This is a genomic window from Mesorhizobium sp. W016 (assembly GCF_054719485.1).
Window position 1 is genome coordinate 6,158,267 of record NZ_JBTTIF010000002.1, and the last position, 20,609, is coordinate 6,178,875.

At 63.4% G+C, this 20,609-nt stretch carries 25 protein-coding genes; 14 read left to right on the forward strand and 11 right to left on the reverse strand.

The annotated features are described in order from the left end of the window. Window positions 1-10: 10 nt before the first annotated feature. Together ACYG9V_RS30110 and ACYG9V_RS30115 are read right to left on the reverse strand one after the other, a co-directional pair. The gene (locus ACYG9V_RS30110) at window positions 11-550 is read right to left on the reverse strand and encodes a GNAT family N-acetyltransferase (RefSeq protein ID WP_023683084.1); all 540 of its coding nucleotides are present in this window, start codon (window positions 548-550) and stop codon (window positions 11-13) included. A gap of 142 nt (window positions 551-692) precedes the next feature. Next, window positions 693-923 carry a YdeI/OmpD-associated family protein gene (locus ACYG9V_RS30115; RefSeq protein WP_023683083.1) on the reverse strand — a complete coding sequence of 77 codons (231 nt, stop codon included), beginning with the start codon at window positions 921-923 and terminating at the stop codon, window positions 693-695. Window positions 924-1,064: 141 nt separating this feature from the next. On the opposite strand from ACYG9V_RS30115, the gene ACYG9V_RS30120 reads away from it, so the two are divergent. The 4 genes from ACYG9V_RS30120 (at window position 1,065) to ACYG9V_RS30135 (ending at window position 4,761) form a co-directional block, all read left to right on the forward strand. Then, window positions 1,065-1,520, forward strand: a complete 456-nt coding sequence (locus tag ACYG9V_RS30120) for a DUF2214 family protein (RefSeq protein ID WP_023700090.1) — start codon at window positions 1,065-1,067, stop codon at window positions 1,518-1,520. Between the two features lie 177 nt (window positions 1,521-1,697). Beyond that, complete coding sequence (locus ACYG9V_RS30125) at window positions 1,698-2,675, forward strand: tripartite tricarboxylate transporter substrate-binding protein (protein WP_023833667.1); 978 nt, start codon at window positions 1,698-1,700, stop codon at window positions 2,673-2,675. Between the two features lie 94 nt (window positions 2,676-2,769). Then, the gene (locus tag ACYG9V_RS30130; RefSeq protein ID WP_352762614.1) at window positions 2,770-3,243 is read left to right on the forward strand and encodes a tripartite tricarboxylate transporter TctB family protein; all 474 of its coding nucleotides are present in this window, start codon (window positions 2,770-2,772) and stop codon (window positions 3,241-3,243) included. Window positions 3,244-3,252: 9 nt separating this feature from the next. Further along, entirely contained in the window at window positions 3,253-4,761 is a 1,509-nt protein-coding gene (locus ACYG9V_RS30135; RefSeq protein ID WP_023683079.1) for a tripartite tricarboxylate transporter permease, read from the forward strand. On the opposite strand, the gene nth is transcribed toward ACYG9V_RS30135, so the two are convergent. Further along, on the reverse strand, window positions 4,721-5,554 hold the full coding sequence (gene nth / locus ACYG9V_RS30140) for an endonuclease III (RefSeq protein ID WP_352762616.1): 834 nt from the start codon (window positions 5,552-5,554) through the stop codon (window positions 4,721-4,723). The genes ACYG9V_RS30135 and nth overlap by 41 nt on opposite strands. Window positions 5,555-5,576: 22 nt before the next feature. On the opposite strand from nth, the gene ACYG9V_RS30145 reads away from it, so the two are divergent. Further along, entirely contained in the window at window positions 5,577-6,071 is a 495-nt protein-coding gene (locus ACYG9V_RS30145; RefSeq protein WP_023699119.1) for a DUF2244 domain-containing protein, read from the forward strand. Window positions 6,072-6,081: 10 nt separating this feature from the next. On the opposite strand, the gene ACYG9V_RS30150 is transcribed toward ACYG9V_RS30145, so the two are convergent. Then, window positions 6,082-6,894, reverse strand: a complete 813-nt coding sequence (locus tag ACYG9V_RS30150; protein ID WP_352762618.1) for a class I SAM-dependent methyltransferase — start codon at window positions 6,892-6,894, stop codon at window positions 6,082-6,084. A gap of 115 nt (window positions 6,895-7,009) precedes the next feature. Here ACYG9V_RS30150 and ACYG9V_RS30155 point away from each other — a divergent pair, with 115 nt between their 5' ends. The 6 genes from ACYG9V_RS30155 (at window position 7,010) to ACYG9V_RS30180 (ending at window position 11,979) form a co-directional block, all read left to right on the forward strand. Next, window positions 7,010-7,915, forward strand: coding sequence for a methylated-DNA--[protein]-cysteine S-methyltransferase (locus ACYG9V_RS30155; protein WP_023669734.1), 906 nt, complete (start codon window positions 7,010-7,012; stop codon window positions 7,913-7,915). 142 nt (window positions 7,916-8,057) lie between these two features. Next, a complete protein-coding gene (locus ACYG9V_RS30160) occupies window positions 8,058-8,966 on the forward strand; it encodes a ribokinase (protein WP_023704197.1) in 909 nt (302 codons plus the stop codon). Then, window positions 8,963-10,423, forward strand: a complete 1,461-nt coding sequence (locus ACYG9V_RS30165) for an amidase (RefSeq protein WP_031249030.1) — start codon at window positions 8,963-8,965, stop codon at window positions 10,421-10,423. Before ACYG9V_RS30160 ends, ACYG9V_RS30165 begins: the two co-directional genes overlap by 4 nt. 96 nt (window positions 10,424-10,519) lie before the next feature. Next, entirely contained in the window at window positions 10,520-11,134 is a 615-nt protein-coding gene (locus tag ACYG9V_RS30170; RefSeq protein ID WP_352656203.1) for a LysE family translocator, read from the forward strand. 142 nt (window positions 11,135-11,276) lie between these two features. Then, window positions 11,277-11,549, forward strand: coding sequence for a hypothetical protein (locus ACYG9V_RS30175; RefSeq protein WP_023712342.1), 273 nt, complete (start codon window positions 11,277-11,279; stop codon window positions 11,547-11,549). A 58-nt stretch (window positions 11,550-11,607) separates the two neighbouring features. Then, window positions 11,608-11,979: a hypothetical protein gene (locus tag ACYG9V_RS30180; protein ID WP_023712341.1), complete on the forward strand. Its 372-nt coding sequence runs from the start codon at window positions 11,608-11,610 to the stop codon at window positions 11,977-11,979. 61 nt (window positions 11,980-12,040) lie between these two features. Here the strand turns inward: ACYG9V_RS30180 and ACYG9V_RS30185 are convergent, their stop codons facing one another. Beyond that, window positions 12,041-12,982 (reverse strand): nucleoside hydrolase, encoded by a 942-nt coding sequence (locus ACYG9V_RS30185; RefSeq protein ID WP_023669740.1) that lies wholly within the window; start codon window positions 12,980-12,982, stop codon window positions 12,041-12,043. Between the two features lie 144 nt (window positions 12,983-13,126). Between ACYG9V_RS30185 and ACYG9V_RS30190 the strand changes: the two genes are divergently transcribed. Then, entirely contained in the window at window positions 13,127-13,552 is a 426-nt protein-coding gene (locus ACYG9V_RS30190) for an Hsp20 family protein (RefSeq protein ID WP_023669741.1), read from the forward strand. A 64-nt stretch (window positions 13,553-13,616) separates the two neighbouring features. Further along, the gene (locus ACYG9V_RS30195) at window positions 13,617-13,874 is read left to right on the forward strand and encodes a BQ00720 family protein (protein WP_023683072.1); all 258 of its coding nucleotides are present in this window, start codon (window positions 13,617-13,619) and stop codon (window positions 13,872-13,874) included. 71 nt (window positions 13,875-13,945) lie between these two features. On the opposite strand, the gene ptsN is transcribed toward ACYG9V_RS30195, so the two are convergent. The 6 genes from ptsN to lptC form a co-directional block, all read right to left on the reverse strand. Continuing rightward, a complete protein-coding gene (gene ptsN, locus ACYG9V_RS30200) occupies window positions 13,946-14,410 on the reverse strand; it encodes a PTS IIA-like nitrogen regulatory protein PtsN (RefSeq protein WP_023669743.1) in 465 nt (154 codons plus the stop codon). Window positions 14,411-14,518: 108 nt separating this feature from the next. Beyond that, entirely contained in the window at window positions 14,519-15,103 is a 585-nt protein-coding gene (gene hpf / locus ACYG9V_RS30205; RefSeq protein WP_023683071.1) for a ribosome hibernation-promoting factor, HPF/YfiA family, read from the reverse strand. Between the two features lie 397 nt (window positions 15,104-15,500). Continuing rightward, on the reverse strand, window positions 15,501-17,027 hold the full coding sequence (gene rpoN, locus ACYG9V_RS30210) for an RNA polymerase factor sigma-54 (protein WP_023735117.1): 1,527 nt from the start codon (window positions 17,025-17,027) through the stop codon (window positions 15,501-15,503). 214 nt (window positions 17,028-17,241) lie between these two features. Beyond that, complete coding sequence (lptB, locus tag ACYG9V_RS30215) at window positions 17,242-18,060, reverse strand: LPS export ABC transporter ATP-binding protein (RefSeq protein ID WP_027049737.1); 819 nt, start codon at window positions 18,058-18,060, stop codon at window positions 17,242-17,244. Next, complete coding sequence (locus ACYG9V_RS30220) at window positions 18,057-18,641, reverse strand: LptA/OstA family protein (RefSeq protein WP_023683069.1); 585 nt, start codon at window positions 18,639-18,641, stop codon at window positions 18,057-18,059. Before ACYG9V_RS30220 ends, lptB begins: the two co-directional genes overlap by 4 nt. Further along, entirely contained in the window at window positions 18,628-19,341 is a 714-nt protein-coding gene (gene lptC, locus ACYG9V_RS30225) for an LPS export ABC transporter periplasmic protein LptC (RefSeq protein ID WP_023669748.1), read from the reverse strand. Before lptC ends, ACYG9V_RS30220 begins: the two co-directional genes overlap by 14 nt. A 295-nt stretch (window positions 19,342-19,636) precedes the next feature. On the opposite strand from lptC, the gene sppA reads away from it, so the two are divergent. Beyond that, a complete protein-coding gene (gene sppA / locus ACYG9V_RS30230; RefSeq protein ID WP_023686570.1) occupies window positions 19,637-20,593 on the forward strand; it encodes a signal peptide peptidase SppA in 957 nt (318 codons plus the stop codon). Window positions 20,594-20,609: the final 16 nt, after the last annotated feature.

Here is a 20,609-nt window from a genome sequence, read left to right on the forward strand (position 1 = left end):
ATGAAGCGCTTCACACCCGCCGTTCGAGCAGGATCGTCAGCCCGTCGTGATAGGTGGTTTCCAGGACCTTGGTGTAGCCGCACTTTGCCGCAACGTTCAACGAACCGGTGTTTTCCGGATCGATGATGCAGACGGTTCTCGCGCCGGCAAAGGTGTCGTCGCCCCAGGCCAGGGCCCTTCTGACGACTTCGCTGGCAAGACCCTTGCCATGCGCTTGCGGCGCCAGCGCCCAGCCGGCTTCCGGAATGCCCTCGAGCGACGGCTCGATGTCCCGCTTCAGATCGTGGAATCCGGCCTCGCCGATGAAGCGACCGCTGGCCTTGTCCTCGACCGCCCAGAAGCCGTAGCCGAGCAGCGACCACAGGCCGGCATGCCGCAGGAACCGCATCCAGCTTTCCTCCCGCGTCCGCGGCTTGCCGCCGATGAAACGGGTGGTGACGGGGTCGGCCCACATGACGGCATAGTCGTCGAAATCTTCGATCCGGTGCGCCCGCATGATGGTCCGTTCCGTTTCGAGAACCGGGACGCCGGCTGTTTTTGGACTGCCCATGAAACTCTGCCTCCGTTGACGGTCAGCGCTTAGCAAACCAGCGCGCCCGGACAAGGGCCAAGCCGGATCATCATTCAGCCAGGGAAGCTTCCGAACGGCCTGGCGCGACCAGGCGGTCGAAGCGAACAGCGTCGGCTTACTTTCAGCCGTGCCAGACCATCTTCATGTAGAGCCCACCGCGCCGCAATTCGTCCAGCATCTGGTCGAGCCGCTTCTGCCTGGTGTCGCTGCGTTTGGCGCGGGCGACCCAGCCGAGATAATCGTTCTTCTGGTAGTCCGGCCGCGCCTCGTAGGCCGCTGTCAGTCCTTTTTCGGTCAGGGCGATGCGGATGTCGTCCGGCATCGGGTTCAGGGCGCGCTTCAGTCCGGTCATTTCAGAAAACCCCAGCTGTCAGGATGGCGACGCCGATGGTCCAACCCAGGTCCGCCTCTGGGAATTCTGCCGAACGATGCTACCTTTCGCAACCGGTCCGGCAAGGGCCGGTCTCGATACCGCCAATGGGAGGAGAACGCCATGGACACCACCGATCTCGTGCTTGCCATTTTCCATCATCTGCTGGTGTTCTCGCTGGCCGGCATCATTGGCGCCGAATTTGTCCTGATCCGCGGCGACCTCTCCGCCGCCACGCTGAAGCGGCTTGCCGGCATCGACCGCCACTACGGCATCCTCGCGATGTCGATCATCATCGTCGGCATCGGCCGCGTCGTCTACGGCCTGAAGGGCTGGGAGTTCTATGTCTACAACTGGGTGTTCTGGGCCAAGATGGCGGCGTTCGGCATCGTTGGCCTGCTGTCGATCATCCCGACCATCCGCTTCATCTCCTGGAACCGGCAAGCCAGCGCCAGTCCCGGCTTCCAGGTGCCGGCGGCGGAACTCGCCTCGGTGAAGACCTATGTGCGCGCCGAGGCCTTCATCTTCCTGCTGATCCCGGTCTTCGCGGCGGCGATGGCGCGCGGCTACGGTTATTGAAGCAACGCCAACACGAAACCCCATCTTCGCCGGGCATACTCCCCCTGATTGCCATGGTTGCGCACGACTGTATTTTGCAGTTTGCGTCAGGCGACAATCTGTTAGCTTGCCTTTGTTGCACCCTGCTGCCTGACCTGCACAGCGATCGGAGATTGATATCCTGGGAGGAGAATTACGATGAGGAAAATTGTAGCCGCCCTGGCCGCCGCCGCGGCCGTCACGCTTTATTCGTTCACCGCCAGCGCACAGACCTATCCCGAGCGCACCATCACCGTCGTCGTGCCGTTTGCGGCCGGCGGTCCGACCGACACGGTCACGCGGCTCGTCGCCGAAGCCATGTCGAAGGATCTCGGCCAGCAGATCATCGTCGAAAATGTCGGCGGCGCCGGCGGCACGCTGGGCGCCGGCCGCGTCGCCAACGCCGACCCGGATGGCTACACGCTGCTCCTCCATCACATCGGCATGGCGACCAGCGCGACCCTCTACAGAAAACTCGCCTATGACACGCTGAACGCCTTCGAGTATGTCGGCCTCGTCACCGAGGTGCCGATGGCGATCGTCGCCCGCAAGGACCTGGAGCCGGCCGACCTGAAAGGGCTGGTCGAATACGCCAAGACCAACAAGGACACCATCACTGTCGCCAATGCCGGCATCGGCGCTGCCTCGCATCTGTGCGGCATGCTGTTCATGAGCGCCATCGGCACGCCGCTGGTCACCGTGCCCTACAAGGGCACCGGCCCGGCCATGACCGACCTTCTCGGCGGCCAGGTCGACATTATGTGCGACCAGACCACCAACACCACCAAGCAGATCCAGGGCGGCACGATCAAGGCCTATGCCGTCACCACGCCGGAGCGCCTCGACGTGCTGAAGGACGTGCCGACGACCATCGAAGCCGGCCTGCCCGCGGTGCAGGTCGGCATCTGGCACGGCCTCTATGCGCCGAAGGGCACGCCGGCCGAGATCACCGGCCGACTGTCGAAATCGCTCCAGGTCGCGCTGAAGGACCCCAACGTCATCGCCCGCTTTGCCGAACTCGGCACCAAGCCGTCGTCCGAGTCCGACGCGACGCCGGCAGCGCTGAAGGCCAAGCTGGAAGGCGAGATCACGCGCTGGAAGCCGATCATCGAAGCCGCCGGCCAATACGCCGACTGAGGCTTGAACGGGGCGCTGCCGGCGCCCGTTTTCGCTTTGACATCCGTTTCACATTTGCAACGGCAGCCCATCGCAAGGTCAGGGGAGGACCGCCATGAAACCTTTCGCCATCGACAGGACAAACGGCCTGTGCGCCGCGCTGTTCATCTTTTTCGGCGCCTTTTTCGCGGTACAATCGCTCGGCCTCGAAATCGGCACCGCCTTCCGCATGGGACCGGGCTATTTCCCGCTGGTGCTGGCGATCGTGCTGATCGTGCTCGGCGCCATCATCCTCGTCCAGGCGGTGCGCGTCGAGGGCGAGCCGATCGGCCCCATTGCCTGGCGCGGCATGCTCTTCATCCTGCCGGCGCCGATCTTTTTCGGCATGACCGTGCGCGGCCTCGGCTTCGTCCCGTCGATCTTCCTGACGGCGCTGATCGCCTCTTTTGCCAGCGCCCGCATGAAGCCGCTGACGGCACTTCTGCTGTCGGCCGGCCTGACGCTGTTTTCGGTGCTGGTCTTCAGCTACGCGCTCGGGCTGCCATTCCAGCGCTTCGGCCCCTGGTTGCCCCAATGGCTGGCATTGTGAGGCGCTGAGATGGACCTCCTCAGGAACCTCGAACTCGGCTTTTCGACGGCCACCACGCCGGCCAATCTGGGTTTTTGCCTCATCGGCGTTCTGCTCGGCACGCTGATCGGCGTCCTGCCCGGCATCGGCGCCACCGCAACCATCGCCATGCTGCTGCCGATCACCTTTCAGATCGGCGACCCGGTTTCGTCCCTCATCATGCTGGCCGGCATCTACTACGGCGCCCAGTATGGCGGTTCGACCACCGCCATTCTCATCAACATGCCCGGCGAATCCTCCTCGGCCGTGACCGCCATCGACGGCTACCAGATGGCCAGGAACGGTCGCGCCGGGGCGGCTCTGGCGATCGCCGCGATCGGCTCGTTCTTCGCCGGCACGGTGTCGACCTTTCTCGTCGCCGTCTTTGCCCCGCCGCTGACGGCAATAGCCCTGCAATTCGGCGCGGCCGAATATTTTTCGCTGATGATCGTCGGCCTCGTCTCATCCATCGCGCTCGCCCACGGCTCGATCGTCAAGGCGCTGGCGATGGTCGTGCTCGGCCTGCTGCTCGGCATTGTCGGCACCGACATCTACACCGGCACGCCGCGCTTCACGCTCGGCATCCGCGAATATGCCGACGGGCTGAACTTCGTCGCGGTGGCGGTCGGCGTCTTCGGCGTTGCCGAGATCCTGCGCAATCTCGAAAACGAGCACGAGCGCTCGGTGATGATCAAAAAGGTCTCCGGCCTGATGCCGACCCGCGACGACTTCAAGGCGATGGCAGCGCCCATCGTGCGCGGCACGATCATCGGTTCGGCGCTCGGCATCCTGCCCGGCGGCGGCGCGGTGCTTGCGGCCTTTGCCTCCTACACGGTCGAAAAGCGCGTGTCGAAACACCCGGAGGAGTTCGGCAAGGGCGCCATCGCCGGCGTCGCCGGCCCGGAATCGGCCAACAATGCCGGCGCCCAGACCTCCTTCATTCCGATGCTGACGCTGGGCATTCCGGCCAATCCGGTCATGGCGCTGATGATCGGCGCCATGATAATCCAGGGCATCGTGCCCGGCCCCAATGTCGCGATCGAGCAGCCGGCGCTGTTCTGGGGCATCATCGCCTCGATGTGGATCGGCAATCTGATGCTGATCGTGCTGAACCTGCCGCTGATCGGGCTATGGGTGAAGCTGCTGACGATCCCCTATTATGTGCTCTTCCCGATCATCATGGCGTTCTGCTCGATCGGCGTTTACAGCGTCAACACCAACGCCTTCGATCTCTACGCGGTCGCATTCTTCGGCCTGCTCGGCTACATCCTGACCAAGCTGCGCTGCGAACCCGCACCCCTGCTGCTCGGCTTCGTGCTCGGCCCGCTGCTCGAGGAAAACCTGCGCCGCGCCATGATCCTGTCGCGCGGCGACCCCTCGACCTTCGTGACGCGGCCGATCAGCGCCGGCCTGCTGCTCGTCGCACTGGCCGTGCTCGTCGTCGTCTTCCTGCCGTCGGTCAAGAAGAAGCGCGAAGAGGTGTTCGTGGAGGAAAGCTAGTTGTCGGGACGCCGGGCGCCGCGATTTCCACGAGCGGCGCCGGCACGTCTGTCGTCTTCACCTCGGCCTTGCAGAGATCGGCGATGACGCAGGCCGGGCAATCGGGCTTGCGCGCCTTGCAGACATAGCGGCCATGCAGGATCAGCCAGTGATGCGCATGGCGCATATACTCGTCCGGGATGATCCGCAGCAGCCCTTGCTCGACCTGTTCGGGCGTCTTGCCTGGCGCCAGGCCGAGGCGGTTGCCGATGCGGAAAATATGGGTGTCGACCGCCATCGTGTGCTGGCCGAACGCCATGTTGAGCACGACATTGGCGGTCTTGCGCCCGACCCCCGGCAGCTTGACCAGCTCATCGCGCTCGCTGGGCACCTCGCCGCCGTAATCGCGTATCAGCGCCTCCGAGAGCGCCACGACATTCTTGGCCTTGTTGCGCCAGAGCCCGATGGTGCGGATGTACTCGCCAACCCTGGCTCCGCCCAGCGCCAGCATCTTTCCAGGTGTGTCGGCGACCTTGAACAACGCCCGCGTCGCCTTGTTGACGCCGGCATCGGTCGCCTGCGCCGACAGCACCACGGCCACCAGCAGCGTGAAGGCGTTGACGTGCTCGAGCTCGCCCTTCGGCTCGGGCCGCTGCACCGAAAACCGCCGGAAGATCTCATGCACCTCGGCGGCGCTGTAGAGCGAACGGAGCCGCGCCGGCCGCGGTCGCGGCTTGGCATTCGAGCCGTCGCGCCGCCCGGGCGGCAGTTCACTTTTGGATAGGGAAAGATTTTTGGACTTGGGGCTGGCCATTTCCCTCCTATAATATCCTGGGATGAGCGACACAAACGCCTCGTTTCAGGCCGACGAGCCATTCTTCCAGGCGCTGCTGACACCGCACCGCTCGCTGGGCCGCACCGGCTTTGCCGTGCTGATGGGCGCGCTGCTGTTCGGCTGGGTGGTGACCGGGGCGTTTTTCCTGTCGCGCGGCGCTTGGCCGGTGTTCGGCTTCTTCGGCCTCGACGTCATCGCCGTCTACGTCGCCTTCCGCGCCAACTATCGCGCCGCCCGTGCCCGCGAGGAAGTGTCGGTGTCGCGCACCAGCCTCGACATCCGCAAGACGGCGCCCTCGGGCCGGTCGGAAGCGCATAGCTTCAACCCGTTCTGGGCGCGCTTTTCCGTCGCTCGCCATGCCGAGATCGGCATCACCAGGATGACGGTGGAAGCACAAGGACAGAATGTGCCGATCGGGTCATTCCTGGACCCTGACTCCCGCGAGAGTTTTGCCACTGCATTTTCACGTGCTCTGACAAAAGCCAGGACGCATTAGAGCCGGCGCGTCAGAACCGGTAGCGTAAAATCCTGCCGACCTTGCGCAATGCGGGAATGTGTCTCCAGAGCCCGATGAACAGTTTTGCGGACCAGCTCATATGCGCTGTGCGTTCCGCGCTGTAGGCCGAGATATCGTCGACAAAGCGCAGCTTCGGAACGGCACGCTCCAGTACCTGCGGGTCGATCGCCCAGTGAACCTCGGCGCCCGTCGCCCTGATGGTCGGATTGAGGCGCAGCATCTTCAGGCCGAAGTGGCTGTAGGCGTCGAACATCAGCTCGCCGCCGGCAAGATGCGCGACAAGGCGTGACAGCAGCCGTGGCCCCTCCTCTACCGGGAGATAAGGCGTCAACCCCTCCATCACCACGACGGCCGGACGATTGCTCGGCACTTCTGCCAGCCAGTCTGGGTCGGTTACCGAAGAGCCGACGAGGTGGTAGTGGTCCCGGGACGGGTAAAGCTTGCGCCGGAGCGCGATGACATCCGGAAAATCGACATCGAACCACTCCACGCCTTCGGGTGGATCGACACGGAAAATGCGCGTATCGAGCCCGCAGCCGAGATGCAGCACGATGGCGCCGGGATTTTTGGCGATGAAGTCCTGAACGCGGACATCATACGTCTTGGCCCGGATCGCCAGGCCGATGCCGAGATTGGTGTCGACCTTGAGGCGCGAGAAATCATAGTCGATCTTGCGCACGGCCTCGTCGGCGAAGCGATCCCCGAGCAGCGAATGCGGCAGCCGGCTTTCCAGTGCCTTGCCATAAAGCGTCATCAGCAAGGTCTCCCTTGCTCCGCTCAGATTCACCCTTTCGCCGGCCATTGGCATCTCCCGGGGCGCAATCCAGTATTTATCTGGGAACAGGCGGCAACAAGGCAAGTTTCGGGTGGTTGCAAGGGGCGGAAAGACCGACATTCGCGGTCAAGGAGATATTGCCATGAACGCCCAGATGACCATGAATACGCAGATGAAACCGACAGCGATCCTGCAGCACGACATCACCCCCGAGGGCAGCGACTACGAGGTCGTGCGCCGCGCCATCGAGAAGATCAGCCTCGACTATCGCGACCAGCCCTCGCTGGAAGCCCTGGCAGCCGATGTCGGCGAGACACCCACGGGCCTGCAAAAACTGTTCACCCGCTGGGCCGGCCTGTCGCCAAAAGCCTTCCTGCAGGCGGTCACCCTCGACCATGCCCGCAAACTGCTCGATTCCGGCATGCCGCTCCTCGAAACATCGTTCGAACTCGGCATGTCCGGCCCCGGCCGGCTGCACGATTTGTTCGTCACCCACGAGGCGATGTCGCCGGGCGACTACAAGACGCGCGGCGCCGGCCTGACCATCCGCTACGGCTACCACATCTCGCCCTTCGGCATCGCCCTGATCATGGTCACCGACCGTGGCCTTGCGGGGCTCGCCTTCAACGATCCGGGCGGCGAGCGGGCGGCTTTCGCCGACATGTCGGGCCGCTGGCCGAACGCCACCTATGTCGAGGACATGAGCGCCACCCAGCCCTATGCGGCGCGCATCTTCGATCCGACATTGTGGCGCGCCGACCAGCCGCTGCGCGTGGTGATGATCGGCTCCGACTTCCAGCTGCGCGTCTGGGACGCGCTGCTCAGGATCCCGATGGGCAAGGCCTGCACTTATTCCTCGATCGCCTCCAGGATCGGCGCGCCAAACGCCAGCCGGGCGGTGGGGGCGGCGGTCGGCGCCAACCCATTGTCCTTCGTCGTCCCTTGCCATCGGGCGCTGGGCAAGTCCGGCGCACTCACCGGCTACCACTGGGGCCTGACCCGCAAACGCGCCATCCTCGGTTGGGAAGCGGGCCAGACCGCGTCCTGAAGCTGCCCGCATCAAACAACACCGGCGAAATCCCTGTCGCCGGTGTTTTTCTTTTTGCGAGCTCCCGGCGCAAAACATCCGCACGCTCTGGCAAGCCGCCGGCTTACAGGTTAGCTTCCCGCGCATTCCGCAGGAGGCTTTCTTGATCATCGTTGTCGGCTCGATCAACCTCGACCTTATCGCCAATGTCGACCGCCTGCCTTCGCCGGGCGAGACGGTCCGCGGCTCCGGCTTCACCACCGCGCCCGGCGGCAAGGGCGCCAACCAGGCGCTGGCTGCGGCGCGCGCCGGCGCCAAGGTGCGCATGGTCGGCGCCGTCGGCAAGGACAATTTCGCAACCGAAGCCCTGGCTTTGCTCGTGGCCGGCAAGGTCGATCTCTCCGGCGTCGGCCAGAGCTTCGCCTCCACCGGCACGGCGCTGATCCTCGTCGGCGCCGATGGCGAGAATGTCATTGCCGTGGTGCCGGGCGCCAATGATTCGGTGCTGCCCGGCGATCTCGCCAAGGCTTTCCTTGCGAAGGGCGACGTCGTCCTGCTGCAGCACGAGATCCCGCTGCAGACCGTCGATGCAGCGCTTGACGCCGCACGCGCCGCCGGCGCCGTCACCGTGCTCAACACCGCGCCGTTCCGTAGCGAGGCGGCAGCGTTGCTCGGCAAGGCCGACTACGCCGTCGCCAACGAAACCGAATTCGACCTTTACGGCGAGGCGCTGTCGCTGAAAGGCCGCGACCGCCCGGCGCGCATGCGCGACTTCGCCGGCAAAACCGGCCGCACCATCGTCGTCACGCTCGGCGGCGACGGCGTGCTGGCGGCGACCCCGGAGGATTTCCTGACCGTGCCGGCGCTGAAAATCACGCCGGTCGACACGGTCGGGGCTGGCGATACTTTTTGCGGTTATCTCGCTGCCGGGCTGGCGTCCAACCTGCCGCTGGAGCAGGCTCTCACCCGCGCCGCAGCCGCCGGCTCACTCGCCTGCCTGAAGCCCGGCGCCCAGCCGGCCATCCCGCTGGCCGCGGATGTGGACACCGCCCTGCGCAACAACGCCGGATGACTGCCCTGCGCCCTACAACGAAGCACGCCGTGCCCCCCGCCGGCGACATCTGCCGGATGTCCGCTGTCGACCTGGCCGAGGCGATCCGGCTGCGCCGCCTGTCCGTGCGCGAGTTGGTCGCCGCATTCCTCGACCGCATCGACGCGGTAAACCCGCTGGTCAACGCCATCGTCTCGTTGCGCGAGCGCTCCGACATCCTGCGCGAGGCCGACGCGGCGGACGCGCATCTAGCGCAAGGCGGGCCGGCCGGCTCGCTGTTTGGCCTGCCGATGGCGATAAAAGACCTCGCCATGACGCGCGGCTTGAGGACCAGTTTCGGCTCGCCGATCTTTGCCGATTTCGTGCCGCAGGAGGACGATTTCTTCGTCGAGCGCATCCGCAAGGCCGGCGCCATCATCATCGGCAAGACCAATGTTCCCGAATTCGGGCTGGGATCCAACACCTACAACAACGTGTTCGGCCCGACGCTGAACGCCTTCGATCCGGCGCTCACCGCAGGCGGGTCGAGCGGCGGCGCTGCGGTCGCCCTTGCACTCGACATGGTTCCGGTCGCCGACGGCAGCGATTTCGGCGGCTCGCTGCGCAATCCGGCGGCGTGGAACAATGTCTATGGCTTCCGCCCGTCGCAGGGCCTTGTCCCCGGAGGGCCGGACCTGGAAGTCTTTCATGCTCAGATGGGCATAGACGGGCCGATGGGCCGCAGCATCAGCGACATGGCGCTGCTGCTCGACGTGCAGGCGGGCTACCATCCGCATGCGCCCTTGTCCTGGGAAAAGCCTGGTTCATTCCTCGAAGGGCTGGCAACGCCGGCAAGCGGCGGCCGCGTCGGCTGGCTCGGTGATCTCGGCGGTCACCTGCCGGTAGAGCCTGGCATCCTCGATCTGTGCGAGGCCGCACTCGGCCGCTTCGCGGAGGCATCCTTCCTGACCGAGCCCTTGCTGCCGGATTTCGATTTCGAGGCACTGTGGCAAGCCTTCGTGACGCTGCGGCAGGCGAGCAGCGGCTCGGCGCTGAAAGTCCATTATGACGACCCGCACAAGCGCGCCCTGCTGAAGCCGGAAGCCGTCTGGGAGGTGGAGAACGCCATGCGGCTGACGGCGCCGCAGATCCGCGCGGCCTCGGTCATCCGCACCTCCTGGCACCGGACGCTGCTGTCGCTGTTCGAGCACTTCGATCTCATCGCGCTGCCGACGGCGCAGGTCTTTCCTTTCGAAGTCGGCACGCATTGGCCAAGTGAGGTCGCCGGGCGGACGATGGACAGCTACCATCGCTGGATGCAGGTTTCGGCCTTCGCCACGCTCGGCGGCTGTCCTGCGCTCAATGTGCCGGTCGGCTTCGACGACAAAGGCCGTCCCATGGGCATGCAGCTGATCGGACGCCCGCGCGGCGACCTCGCCGTGCTCAGGGCCGGCGCGGCCTATGAGGCGACCTTGCCTTGGCAGGCGGGGGCGTCCTGACGCGAGGGGCGGCACGGTCTGCGACGGCTTGCACCAGCCCCGCCGCCATGCATTGATTGCAGCCAGCCGCCTAAGCGCATCCTCGAGGAAATCCCCATGTCGCTGGAACTCTACGCCGCCTATGTCCTTGCCTGCATCGTCATCATCCTGGTGCCCGGTCCGACGGTGACGCTGATCATCGCCAACAGCATCCGCCACGGCGCGCGCGCCGGGCTTGCCAATGTCGCCGGCACGCAGGCCGGGCTTGCCATCATGATCGCCATCGTCGGCATCGGCCTCAACACGCTGATCGCGGGCATGGGCCACTGGTTCGAATGGGTGCGTCTGATCGGCGCCGCCTATCTGATCTGGATGGGGGTGCAGATGTTCCGTTCCAAGGGCGCGCTGAATGCCGACGGCACCGCGAGAAAGCCGCGCGGCGGCTTCTTCCTGCAGGGCCTGCTCGTGGCGCTGAGCAACCCCAAGACCCTGGTGTTCTTCGGCGCCTTCTTCCCGCAATTCATCGCCCCGCAGGGCAATTACACCCTGCAGATCGTCGTCATGGGCCTTACCGCCATGATCTTTGCCGCCGTCTCGGACTCGACCTACGCGCTCGCCGCCAGCCGCGCCGGCCGCCTGCTCTCGGCCAGCCGCATCAAGCTGATGTCCAGGATCAGCGGCAGCTTTCTGGTCGGCGGCGGCCTGTGGCTGGCGTTTTCCAAGGCGAAGTGACGACCGCCAACGGTCGTTCCCAACGGAGCCGGTACGTGAAGGCTGATTGAAAGTCAGTCTTCACGCCACCACATGAATCGGCGTGGGGGGATTCACGTCGATGTCATGGACTTACGCTGGCATAAAAAGGGACGCGCCCGGCGTGATCCTGATCGTCGTCCTGTTTGCGGTGATGGTTCCTTCGGCTCTCTACAAATGGACGAATGATGCGAGCCCCATCCGGTCGGTCGAGCCAATCGACGCAACGGTCAAAAGTACCCATTCAGACAACGGCCGCACGCTTTATCTGGTTGCACTCGAAACCGGTTCGTCCATTCTTGTCGAAGACGACCTCCCGCATCTGATCGGCGCGCCGGCAAGATTGGAGCGCGTCACGCGCGAGAATGGATCGACCTTCTACAGGTTCGCAAATTGAACTACCGCCGGTCACGATACCAATGAAACGCAGCGTCCTTGCTGTCAGGTGATACGCATTGGCCAAGGCTCGGCATTCCCTTGCCTGGATGACCCTGCAGGAGAACCTCAGGGGCATCCTCATCACCATCCTCGTCGTGGGCGTTTGCGCCCTTGCAATTGGCATCCCGATTGCGAGGCAAAGCAGCCCCATCGTCAATGTCGAACGCCTGACCGGTACAGTGGTCAACGTTCTCAACGCTCCTGCAAGTCCCGAGGTCGCGATCGGCAGCGGGTTCCGTTACTTGTATGGAATTCGCCTCGATGAAAATGACGGCCTGGTGTTTGCATATGACAACACGACAGTGCCGAGAGCCATTGGCTCCAAGGTTTCGATCGAGCGGCAGCGTCGCCGCAACGATACCGAAACATACCGCCTGCTTCGCGAATAAGTGCACAGGTATCGCCCAGAAGCGCTAAGCCCCTGGGCGAACGATCTGTATCAAGGCAGGCTTAAAGCCGAGCCAACCGCTCCACCAGCAGCGCAAAGAACGCGTCATGGTCGATGTCGCGCATCACCATGGCGTTCTTCGGCCGCTTGGTCACGCCCCACCAGTCGATCACGGTCATGCCCATGGTGAGTTCGGAGGCGGTTTCGACGGTGACGTTGCAGTTGCGGCCCTTGAACAGCTCCGGCTTCAACAGATAGGCGATGACGCAGGGGTCGTGCAGCGGGCCGCCATCGGTGCCGTATTTCTCCTCGTCGAAGCGCTCGAAGAACTCCAGCATCTCGGCCGTCGCGGTGCCGACCCGGGTGCCGAGCTGGCGGATGGCCTGCGTGCGCTTGGCCGTGGTCAGCGCCTTGTGGGTAACGTCGAGCGGCATCATGACGATCGGAATGCCGGATTTGAACACCAGGTCGGCGGCTTGCGGATCGACATAGATGTTGAATTCTGCGGTCGGCGTGACATTGCCGCCTTCGAAGAAACCGCCGCCCATCAGTACGATTTCCTTGATGCGCGGCGCGATCTTCGGCTCACGGATCAGCGCCAGCGCGACATTGGTGAGCGGGCCGAGCGCGCACAGCGTGATCGTGCCGGCCTCTTCCTTCATCAGCGTCTCGACGATGAAGTCGACCGCATACTGGCCCTGCAGCTTCATCTTCGGATCGGGCAGTTGCGGGCCGTTGAGGCCGGTCTTGCCATGCACTTCCTCGGCGGTGACCAGCTCGCGCGCCAACGGGCGGATGGCGCCTGCATAGACCTTGATGTCGGGCCGGCCAGCCAGTTCGCAGATTTTCCTGGCGTTCTTTTCGGTCAATTTCAGCGGCACGTTGCCGGCAACAGCAGAGATGCCGACGATCTCCAGCTCGGCGCTGCCGAGCGCCAGCAATATGGCGACGGCATCGTCCTGGCCGGGATCCGTGTCGATGATGATCTTGCGGGTCTGGGGCATTTCATTTCCTTATGCGGGGGAGTCTTTTTGGCGGGGGTGTTCGGCGGCTTGAACTTGGCCGCGGCGCGGACCATATCAAGACCATCGGGAAAAATGCCATCCGGGTTTTTCCAGTTTATGTCGCTCCAAAGAGGACAGTGTAACATGAGCCGAATGACGCCCTTCTCCAGCCCGCTTCTCCTTGGTTTCGATGCCATGGAAAAGACCCTGGAACGACTGGCGAAATCCGGTGACAGTTATCCTCCCTACAACATCGAGCGCCTCAGCGGTGCTGACGGCAAGGCCGAAAGGCTGCGCATTACGCTGGCTGTCGCGGGTTTCGCCGAAAGCGATCTCGATGTCACCACGGAGGAAAACCAGTTGGTCGTGCGCGGCCGTCAAACCGACGACACCGAGCGCGAATTCCTCCATCGCGGCATCGCCGCGCGCCAATTCCAGCGCTGTTTCGTGCTGGCCGACGGCATGCGGGTGATCGCAGCGGAACTGAAGAACGGCCTTTTGTCGATCGATCTCGATCGGCCGGATACCGAACGGCTGGTACGGAAAATAAATATATCGGTGAAAGACTGATCTTTACCGATGGCTCTCATGCGGGATGGCCTTGAGCGGCGTCCTCGCGCCAAGGAGGCTTGAAATGACCAGAACTGACGAAACCATCACCATGACCAGCGGCGAATTCGCCCATCTCGGCGAAGGCTCGGTCGCTTATCTCCGGAAGGTCTCGAGCGACGAGCTGCTCGGGCGCTTCCCCAACCTCGGCGAAATAGCGCCTGGTATGGTCCTGTGGGCCCTGTTTGCCGCCAACGGCCAGCCGATCCTGCTTTCGGATGCGAAAGACCGGGCTTTGGCCGGCGCCATGGAAAACGACCTGACCACTGTCGCCATTCACTAAGGCGACTGCTGGCGGTTGAAATGGAGAGGGCCGCCTTCGGCGGCCCCTGGAAGACTTAATTCCAAAGAACTTCAGGCGGCGTGCGAGGCTTGCGTGTCCGACAGCAGAGCGTGGATGGCGACCGCGTCGCGCGTGCCCCTGATCTTGGCCACCGTGTCGGCGTCGCGCAAAACCCTGGCGATGCGCGACAGTGCCTTGAGGTGATCGGCGCCGGCGCCTTCCGGGGCCAGCAGCAAGAACACCAGATCGACCGGCTGGTCATCCAGGGCCTCGAAATCGACCGGCGTCTCCAGCCGGGCAAAGACGCCGGCGATGCGCTTCACCCCGGCGAGCTTGCCGTGCGGAATGGCGATGCCGTTGCCGACGCCGGTGGAGCCCAGCCGTTCGCGCTGCAGGATGGTGTCGAACACTTCGCGCTCCGGAATGCCGGAAATCGCCGCCGCTCTCTCGGACAGCAACTGCAAAAGCTGCTTTTTGGAGTTCGCCTTCAACGCCGGCAAGATCGCCGGAACGTTGAGAAGATCGCTCAGATCCATGTTTGAAATCCCTTATTCGCCTGCCGTCGCCAGTCCTCGCCCCTCGCGCGGCTGGCTATTATCCCTGTGCGACCATTGTCGTCACCTGTGCGACCATTGTCGTTGTCGTCACGCCTGTGCGACTTTGGTCGTCGACGGGTCGATCCAGCCGATATTTCCGTCCGGCCGCCGATAGACGATGTTGAGGTGGTCGTTTCCGGCGTTGCGGAATACGAAAACCGGGCTGTCCTTGGTGTCGAGTTCGATAACCGCCGACGCCACCGACATGGTCTGCAGCGTCATGGTTGATTCGGCGACGATGGCCGGGGCGTAGTCCTCCGGAATGTCCTCATCATCATCGGTCAGCGGCGCCATCACCGTATAGGCGATGTCGGTGATTTCACCATTTCCAGTGCCTGAATTGTGCGATTTCAGACGGCGTTTGTAGCGCCGCAGCCTGGTTTCGAGGCGGTCCGCGGCCGCCTCGAAGGCAAGTGTCGGATCCTGGGAATCGCCGGTTGCCTGCAGCGAAGCGCCGGAATCCAGCCTGATCATGCAATCGGCCGAGTAACGCGACCCCGATTTGATGACCGTGACGTGCCCTGAAAAACCGCGATCGAAATATTTTCCAATCGCCTCGCCGACACGATCGGTAATGCGCGTACGCAACGCATCGCCGATATCCATGTGTTTACCCGATATGCGCAATTTCATCTGAAAACTGACCTTCCTTGCTCAGGCTTCAAACTGGCCAGAGTTTATACTCGTGATCCGTGCGCACAAGCTTTGCGGCGTCAACTCGCGCCGATTTTAGATCCGAACTTTCCGGTTGATCACAATCCGCCTTCTTGGCCGTCCCGTGGCCTTCATCGTGACGGACCATCCGCATGCGGGCCGCGAGCCCGTCTCATGCGGGCGGGCTTCTAGACACTTCATTGCAGCTTGTCAATTAATGCATGTCGCCCAGAAGTGCGCTGCGGTTCTGGGACAACGACATGCATCAAAACAAAGACTTAAAGCGCGTCGCATGAATCCGTTTCAGCGCGACGCGCTTTAAGGTCGAAAGTTGTGGAAATCCAACCATAGCAAAAGCCTTGCCGGGCAAGCAGAGCTAGCGCCCCGCGCTCGCCAGAGCGCGCTTTTCACGCCGCCGCTGCACCGACGAGGGAATATTCATACCCTCCCGGTACTTGGCCACCGTGCGCCGGGCAATATCGACGCCGCTTTCCTTCAACATATCGACGATTGCGTCATCGGACAGCACATCGGCGGGCTTTTCCTCGTCGATCAGCTGCTTGATGCGGTCGCGCACCGCTTCCGAGGAATGCGCATCACCGCCGCCCGACGCCGCGATCGAAGCCGTGAAGAAATAACGCAGCTCGAACACGCCACGCGGCGTCAGCATGTATTTGTTGGCCGTCACCCGGCTGACGGTCGATTCATGCATGCCGATGGCATCGGCCACCGTGCGCAGGTTGAGCGGCCTGAGCTGGCGCACGCCATGGACGAGAAAAGCGTCCTGCTGGCGCACGATTTCCGACGCCACTTTCAGGATCGTCTTTGCCCGCTGGTCGAGGCTCCGCGTCAGCCAGTTGGCATTCTGCAGGCATTCGGCCAGGAAATCCTTCTCCGCCTGATTCTTCGCATGCGGCGAGACCTGGGCGAAATAGATGTGATCGACCAGCACGCGCGGCAGCGTCTCGGCATTGAGCTCGACCGTCCAGCTACCGTCATTGGCGGCACGGACTTCGACATCGGCGACGATGGCATCGCTGGCGCCGCCTGAAAATGCCGTGCCCGGACGCGGATCGAGCGCGCGGATTTCGGCCAGCATGTCGAGAAGATCCTCCTCGTCAACCCCGCAAAGCCGCTTCAGCGTCTGGAAATCGCGCCGCGCCAGGAGTTCGAGGTTGCCGATCAGCGTTTTCATCGCCGGATCGAGACGATCGCGCATGGCAAGTTGCAGCGACAGGCATTCGGCAAGGTCGCGCGCAAAAAGGCCGACCGGCTCGAATGTGTGGCAGGCTGCCAGCACCTTGGCCACCACCGCCTGATCGGCGCCGAGCCGTTTGGCGATCTCGGCGGGATCGGCGCGCAGATAGCCGGCCTCGTCCAGGCCGTCGGCCAGTTCGGCTGCGATCAGCCTTGCGGCCGGATCGGCAAAGGCAAGCGCGATCTGCTCGCCGACATGCTGGCGCAGCGTGATCGCCGCGGCGGCCATGTCGCCGACGTCGAAGCCTTCGGAAGAACCGGACGAACTATTGCCGGTGGCCGACTTCCACTGCGCCGTCAGGTCCGGACCGAGCCGCTCGCTGGTGCCGGGATCGTCGGGGAACAGATTTTCCAGCGAGCTGTCGAGCTTGTCGGAGATCGCTTCGGCGCTCCACGCCGTCTCGTTTTCGAACCAGTCGCCATCGGCAGCAGGCTCAGGAGCGGCATCGCCCTTCTGCACCTGGTCGCTTGCGGCGTCATCCTGGGGCTCGGCGCGCTCCAGCAGCGGATTGCGCTCGATCTCGTCGTCGATGAAGTGGTCGAGCTCGACATGGGTGAGCTGCAACAGCCTGATCGACTGCATCAGCTGCGGCGTCATCACCAGCGACTGGGATTGTCGTAGCTGTAGTTTCGCCGCCAACGCCATGGTTCGGTTTCAAACGCCCTTCTGCACCCGGAAGCCTACACATCAGAAGCTGCCGGAAAATGAATTTTTCCGACCTTCCATAGAAACTGGCCCGGCTTTTGCTTGTCAAGGCGAACGATGGCAAAAGGCCCCTACCGAAGCATTATCTCACGCAAAATCGGAGAAAAAAGCCCGGCGGGGCGGCAAAAATCACGTCAGGAAACAAATTTCACGCTCAGAGCGTGAAACCTTCGCCGAGGTAGAGCCGGCGCACATCGGGGTTCGCCACCACCTCGTCGGCACGGCCATGAGTCAGCACCTGGCCGGCATGGATGATGTAGGCGCGGTCGATGAGGCCGAGCGTTTCGCGCACATTGTGGTCGGTAATCAGCACGCCGATGCCGCGCGCCGTTAGATGACGAACCAGTTGCTGGATGTCGGCGACGGCAATCGGGTCGATGCCGGCGAACGGCTCGTCGAGCAGCATGTAGGCCGGGCGCGTCGCCAAAGCTCGGGCGATCTCAAGACGCCGCCGCTCGCCACCCGACAGCGACATGGACGGCGACTTCCGCAGATGGCTGATGTGAAATTCCTCGAGCAGTTCGTCGAGATTGCGCTCGCGCACCTTGCGGTCCTTCTCAACCACTTCGAGCACGGCGCGGATGTTCTGCTCGACATTCAGGCCGCGGAAGATCGAGGCTTCCTGCGGCAAATAGCCGATGCCGAGGCGGGCGCGGCGGTACATCGGCATCGAGGTGACGTCGAAACCGTCGATCTCGATCGTGCCCTCATCGACCGGCACCAAGCCGGTGACCATGTAGAAACAGGTGGTCTTGCCGGCGCCGTTCGGCCCGAGCAGCCCGACAGCCTCGCCGGCGCGCACGCCGATGGTGACACCGCTGACCACCCTGCGGCCCTTGTAGCTCTTGGTCAGACCCTTGGCGATCAGGGTGCCCTTGAACTTCGAGGAATCAACGGTGACTGTGGCCGGTGCTGCAAGTTTACTGGCCGCCCGTCCCGGAAGGCGGGTCAGCAGCGAAGACACGCCAGTCATTCGGGCTTCGGGGCCTCGGATTTCGGTGGCGGCGTCATCGACATGATGACGCGCCCGCCGCAGCCATCGACCTGAGCAAGGCCGCTTTTCATCTGCACGGTGAGCTTGCAGCCCTTAAGGACGTTGGGTCCTTGGGACAAGACGACCTCCTTGCCCGACAGAACTAGCACCTGCGTCTTCATGTCGAACGTGGCGTTGTCGCCGGTTGCGATCTGGTCATTCGACTTGATGTAGACTTTGTTCTTGACCACCAGATGGTCGATATTGGCCGAACCGGTCATCGCCGAAGCGCCGGCGGCAGCACCTTTGGCGGCGTTGGGGTCCTTGACGTAGTAGACCTCCATGCTGCCGGCCTTGAGCAGCGTTGGCCCTTGCGTGACGGTGACGTTGCCGCTGAACAGCGCCATGCTGTCGGCCTGGCGGACCTCAAGTTTGTCGCTCTCGATCTGGATCGGCTGGTCGCCCGACAGTTTGAGCCCGGACTGGCTGCTGGCGCTGGACTGAGCCCAGGACGGCGCCATACCCAGCAACAGCAAGGCCGAAGCTGCGGCGACTAGCCGTGCCGAATTACTGGGACGCATTCGTTTCTCCGCTCTTTGCCTCTGCCGCCTTCATAGTGGCCGGATCGATGTGAACGCTTACCTTGTTCTCGAAAACGATGACCTTGCCATTGTCTTCGACCGACATTGAACCCGCGGTGATCCGCGAGCCGTTACGGCTGACATCGACCGCATCACCTGTCTTCATAGAGCCTTTGCCCATATCGAGGAAGACCGATTTGAAGATGGCAGCGACGCCGTCGGTGGTGGTGACGGTAACGTCGCTGGTCATGTCCATCGTGTTGGCGTTTCTGTTGTAGATCCCGCGCTTGGCGTCGACGGTCGCCACATTGTCGGCCGTCAGCGGCAATTTGGCATGGATGCCTTCGAGTTCGATGATGTCCTGCTTGCCGACATCCTGGATGGCGCGCAAGGCCGTCAGCGAATAGGGCAGCTTGTCCTTGGTGAAGCCGTTGAGCTTCGGATTGGCCATCACCAGCTTGCCATCCGCGAAAGCGGTGCCGTCTGCCTGTATCGAAATGTTGATCGGCGCCGCCAGATAGGAATAGACCGGAAACGCAACCGCGATCCCGGCGGCAAGCACCGGCACGGCAAACTTAAGCACGCGCACGCGGCGCGAGTGGCGCTGGGCGCGGTCGAAGGCGTCGCCGCGCGTGCCCGCTGGCGCCGTGGGCGCCAAGGCCGCATCGGCATTGGTCGGTTCGTTCGATCGCGCAAGCATGACTGACTTCTAATAAACCCTTGTCCGCCAAAACACCTGCTATAGGTGGGTTGCCGGCCCCCGCAAGCAAGCACAAGCGGAGGAAAACCGCAAAAATGTGACGGCCGCTGTTTTACAGACGGAACTCAGGCGACACAATTTCGTCACTTCATAGCAGAAACGAACGCGCCGCGTCATTTTTTCCTGAAATGCCTCCGTCGTGAAGGTCGCTTCGTCGCAGGCTCTTGAGGAAGAGGTAGCCGGGCGCGGACGCTTGCTTTAAAAGCATCGCTTCCCACCGACTGTGAGGCAGACCATGGCACTGAGAGCCGACGACCTGATCGACCGCCGCCGCTTGCGGCGCAAGCTGACCTTCTGGCGCGGCGCCGCCATTGCCATCGTGGCCCTTGGGGTGATTGCGCTTGCAAGCTGGTTCTATGGGGGCGACCTCGGCGGTTCTTCCGTCGACCACATCGCCAAGGTCAGGATCGAAGGCACCATCACCGAGGACGAGGAACTGATCAAGCGGCTGGAAACCATCCGCACATCCCCGCAGGTCAAGGGCGTCATCCTGGCGATCGATTCGCCCGGAGGCACAACGGTCGGCGGCGAATCGATCTACGAGGAGGTGCGCAAGCTTGCCGCCGACAAGCCGGTGGTGGCCGAGGTCGGCACGCTGGCCGCATCGGCCGGCTACATGATCGCCAGCGCCAGCGACCATATTGTTGCCCGCAAGACGTCGATCGTCGGCTCGATCGGTGTGCTCATCCAGTATCCCGATGTCAGCGGTCTGATGGACAAGGTCGGCATCAAGCTCGAGGAAGTGAAATCCTCGCCGCTGAAGGCATCGCCCTCGCCCTTCAAGCCGACCAATGAAGACGAGCGAGCCATGGTCCGCAAGCTCATCCTCGACAGCTATGACTGGTTCGTCGGCATCGTCGCCGAGCGCCGCAAAATGACCCGCGATCAGGCACTGGCCCTTGCCGACGGCTCGATCTTCACCGGCCGCCAGGGCCTTGCCAACGGTCTGATCGACGCTGTCGGCGGCGAGAGCGTGGCGATCGACTGGCTGGCGACCAAGGGTGTCGACGCCAAGCTCAAGGTGGTGGAATGGAAGGACACCGAGCGGCGTGGCGGCTTCCTGTTCTCGAAAGCAATAGCGCGCAGCGTCGGCAGCGCGCTCGGCCTGTCGGAGGCCGGCAGCGACGTGCTTCACGAAATTGGCGCGGATCGCTTGTTTCTTGACGGTCTCGTTTCCGTCTGGCACCCTTGATCTGCCGGTTGGGGCG

What these genes read in the sequence shown, in the direction of transcription:
- ACYG9V_RS30110 (WP_023683084.1), bottom strand. Translation starts at nt 550, where the DNA reads ATGGGCAGTCCAAAAACAGCCGGCGTCCCGGTTCTCGAAACGGAACGG.
- ACYG9V_RS30115 (WP_023683083.1), bottom strand. Translation starts at nt 923, where the DNA reads ATGACCGGACTGAAGCGCGCCCTGAACCCGATGCCGGACGACATCCGC.
- ACYG9V_RS30120 (WP_023700090.1), top strand. Translation starts at nt 1,065, where the DNA reads ATGGACACCACCGATCTCGTGCTTGCCATTTTCCATCATCTGCTGGTG.
- ACYG9V_RS30125 (WP_023833667.1), top strand. Translation starts at nt 1,698, where the DNA reads ATGAGGAAAATTGTAGCCGCCCTGGCCGCCGCCGCGGCCGTCACGCTT.
- ACYG9V_RS30130 (WP_352762614.1), top strand. Translation starts at nt 2,770, where the DNA reads ATGAAACCTTTCGCCATCGACAGGACAAACGGCCTGTGCGCCGCGCTG.
- ACYG9V_RS30135 (WP_023683079.1), top strand. Translation starts at nt 3,253, where the DNA reads ATGGACCTCCTCAGGAACCTCGAACTCGGCTTTTCGACGGCCACCACG.
- nth (WP_352762616.1), bottom strand. Translation starts at nt 5,554, where the DNA reads ATGGCCAGCCCCAAGTCCAAAAATCTTTCCCTATCCAAAAGTGAACTG.
- ACYG9V_RS30145 (WP_023699119.1), top strand. Translation starts at nt 5,577, where the DNA reads ATGAGCGACACAAACGCCTCGTTTCAGGCCGACGAGCCATTCTTCCAG.
- ACYG9V_RS30150 (WP_352762618.1), bottom strand. Translation starts at nt 6,894, where the DNA reads ATGGCCGGCGAAAGGGTGAATCTGAGCGGAGCAAGGGAGACCTTGCTG.
- ACYG9V_RS30155 (WP_023669734.1), top strand. Translation starts at nt 7,010, where the DNA reads ATGAACGCCCAGATGACCATGAATACGCAGATGAAACCGACAGCGATC.
- ACYG9V_RS30165 (WP_031249030.1), top strand. Translation starts at nt 8,963, where the DNA reads ATGACTGCCCTGCGCCCTACAACGAAGCACGCCGTGCCCCCCGCCGGC.
- ACYG9V_RS30170 (WP_352656203.1), top strand. Translation starts at nt 10,520, where the DNA reads ATGTCGCTGGAACTCTACGCCGCCTATGTCCTTGCCTGCATCGTCATC.
- ACYG9V_RS30185 (WP_023669740.1), bottom strand. Translation starts at nt 12,982, where the DNA reads ATGCCCCAGACCCGCAAGATCATCATCGACACGGATCCCGGCCAGGAC.
- ACYG9V_RS30190 (WP_023669741.1), top strand. Translation starts at nt 13,127, where the DNA reads ATGAGCCGAATGACGCCCTTCTCCAGCCCGCTTCTCCTTGGTTTCGAT.
- ACYG9V_RS30195 (WP_023683072.1), top strand. Translation starts at nt 13,617, where the DNA reads ATGACCAGAACTGACGAAACCATCACCATGACCAGCGGCGAATTCGCC.
- ptsN (WP_023669743.1), bottom strand. Translation starts at nt 14,410, where the DNA reads ATGGATCTGAGCGATCTTCTCAACGTTCCGGCGATCTTGCCGGCGTTG.
- hpf (WP_023683071.1), bottom strand. Translation starts at nt 15,103, where the DNA reads ATGAAATTGCGCATATCGGGTAAACACATGGATATCGGCGATGCGTTG.
- rpoN (WP_023735117.1), bottom strand. Translation starts at nt 17,027, where the DNA reads ATGGCGTTGGCGGCGAAACTACAGCTACGACAATCCCAGTCGCTGGTG.
- lptB (WP_027049737.1), bottom strand. Translation starts at nt 18,060, where the DNA reads ATGACTGGCGTGTCTTCGCTGCTGACCCGCCTTCCGGGACGGGCGGCC.
- ACYG9V_RS30220 (WP_023683069.1), bottom strand. Translation starts at nt 18,641, where the DNA reads ATGCGTCCCAGTAATTCGGCACGGCTAGTCGCCGCAGCTTCGGCCTTG.
- lptC (WP_023669748.1), bottom strand. Translation starts at nt 19,341, where the DNA reads ATGCTTGCGCGATCGAACGAACCGACCAATGCCGATGCGGCCTTGGCG.
- sppA (WP_023686570.1), top strand. Translation starts at nt 19,637, where the DNA reads ATGGCACTGAGAGCCGACGACCTGATCGACCGCCGCCGCTTGCGGCGC.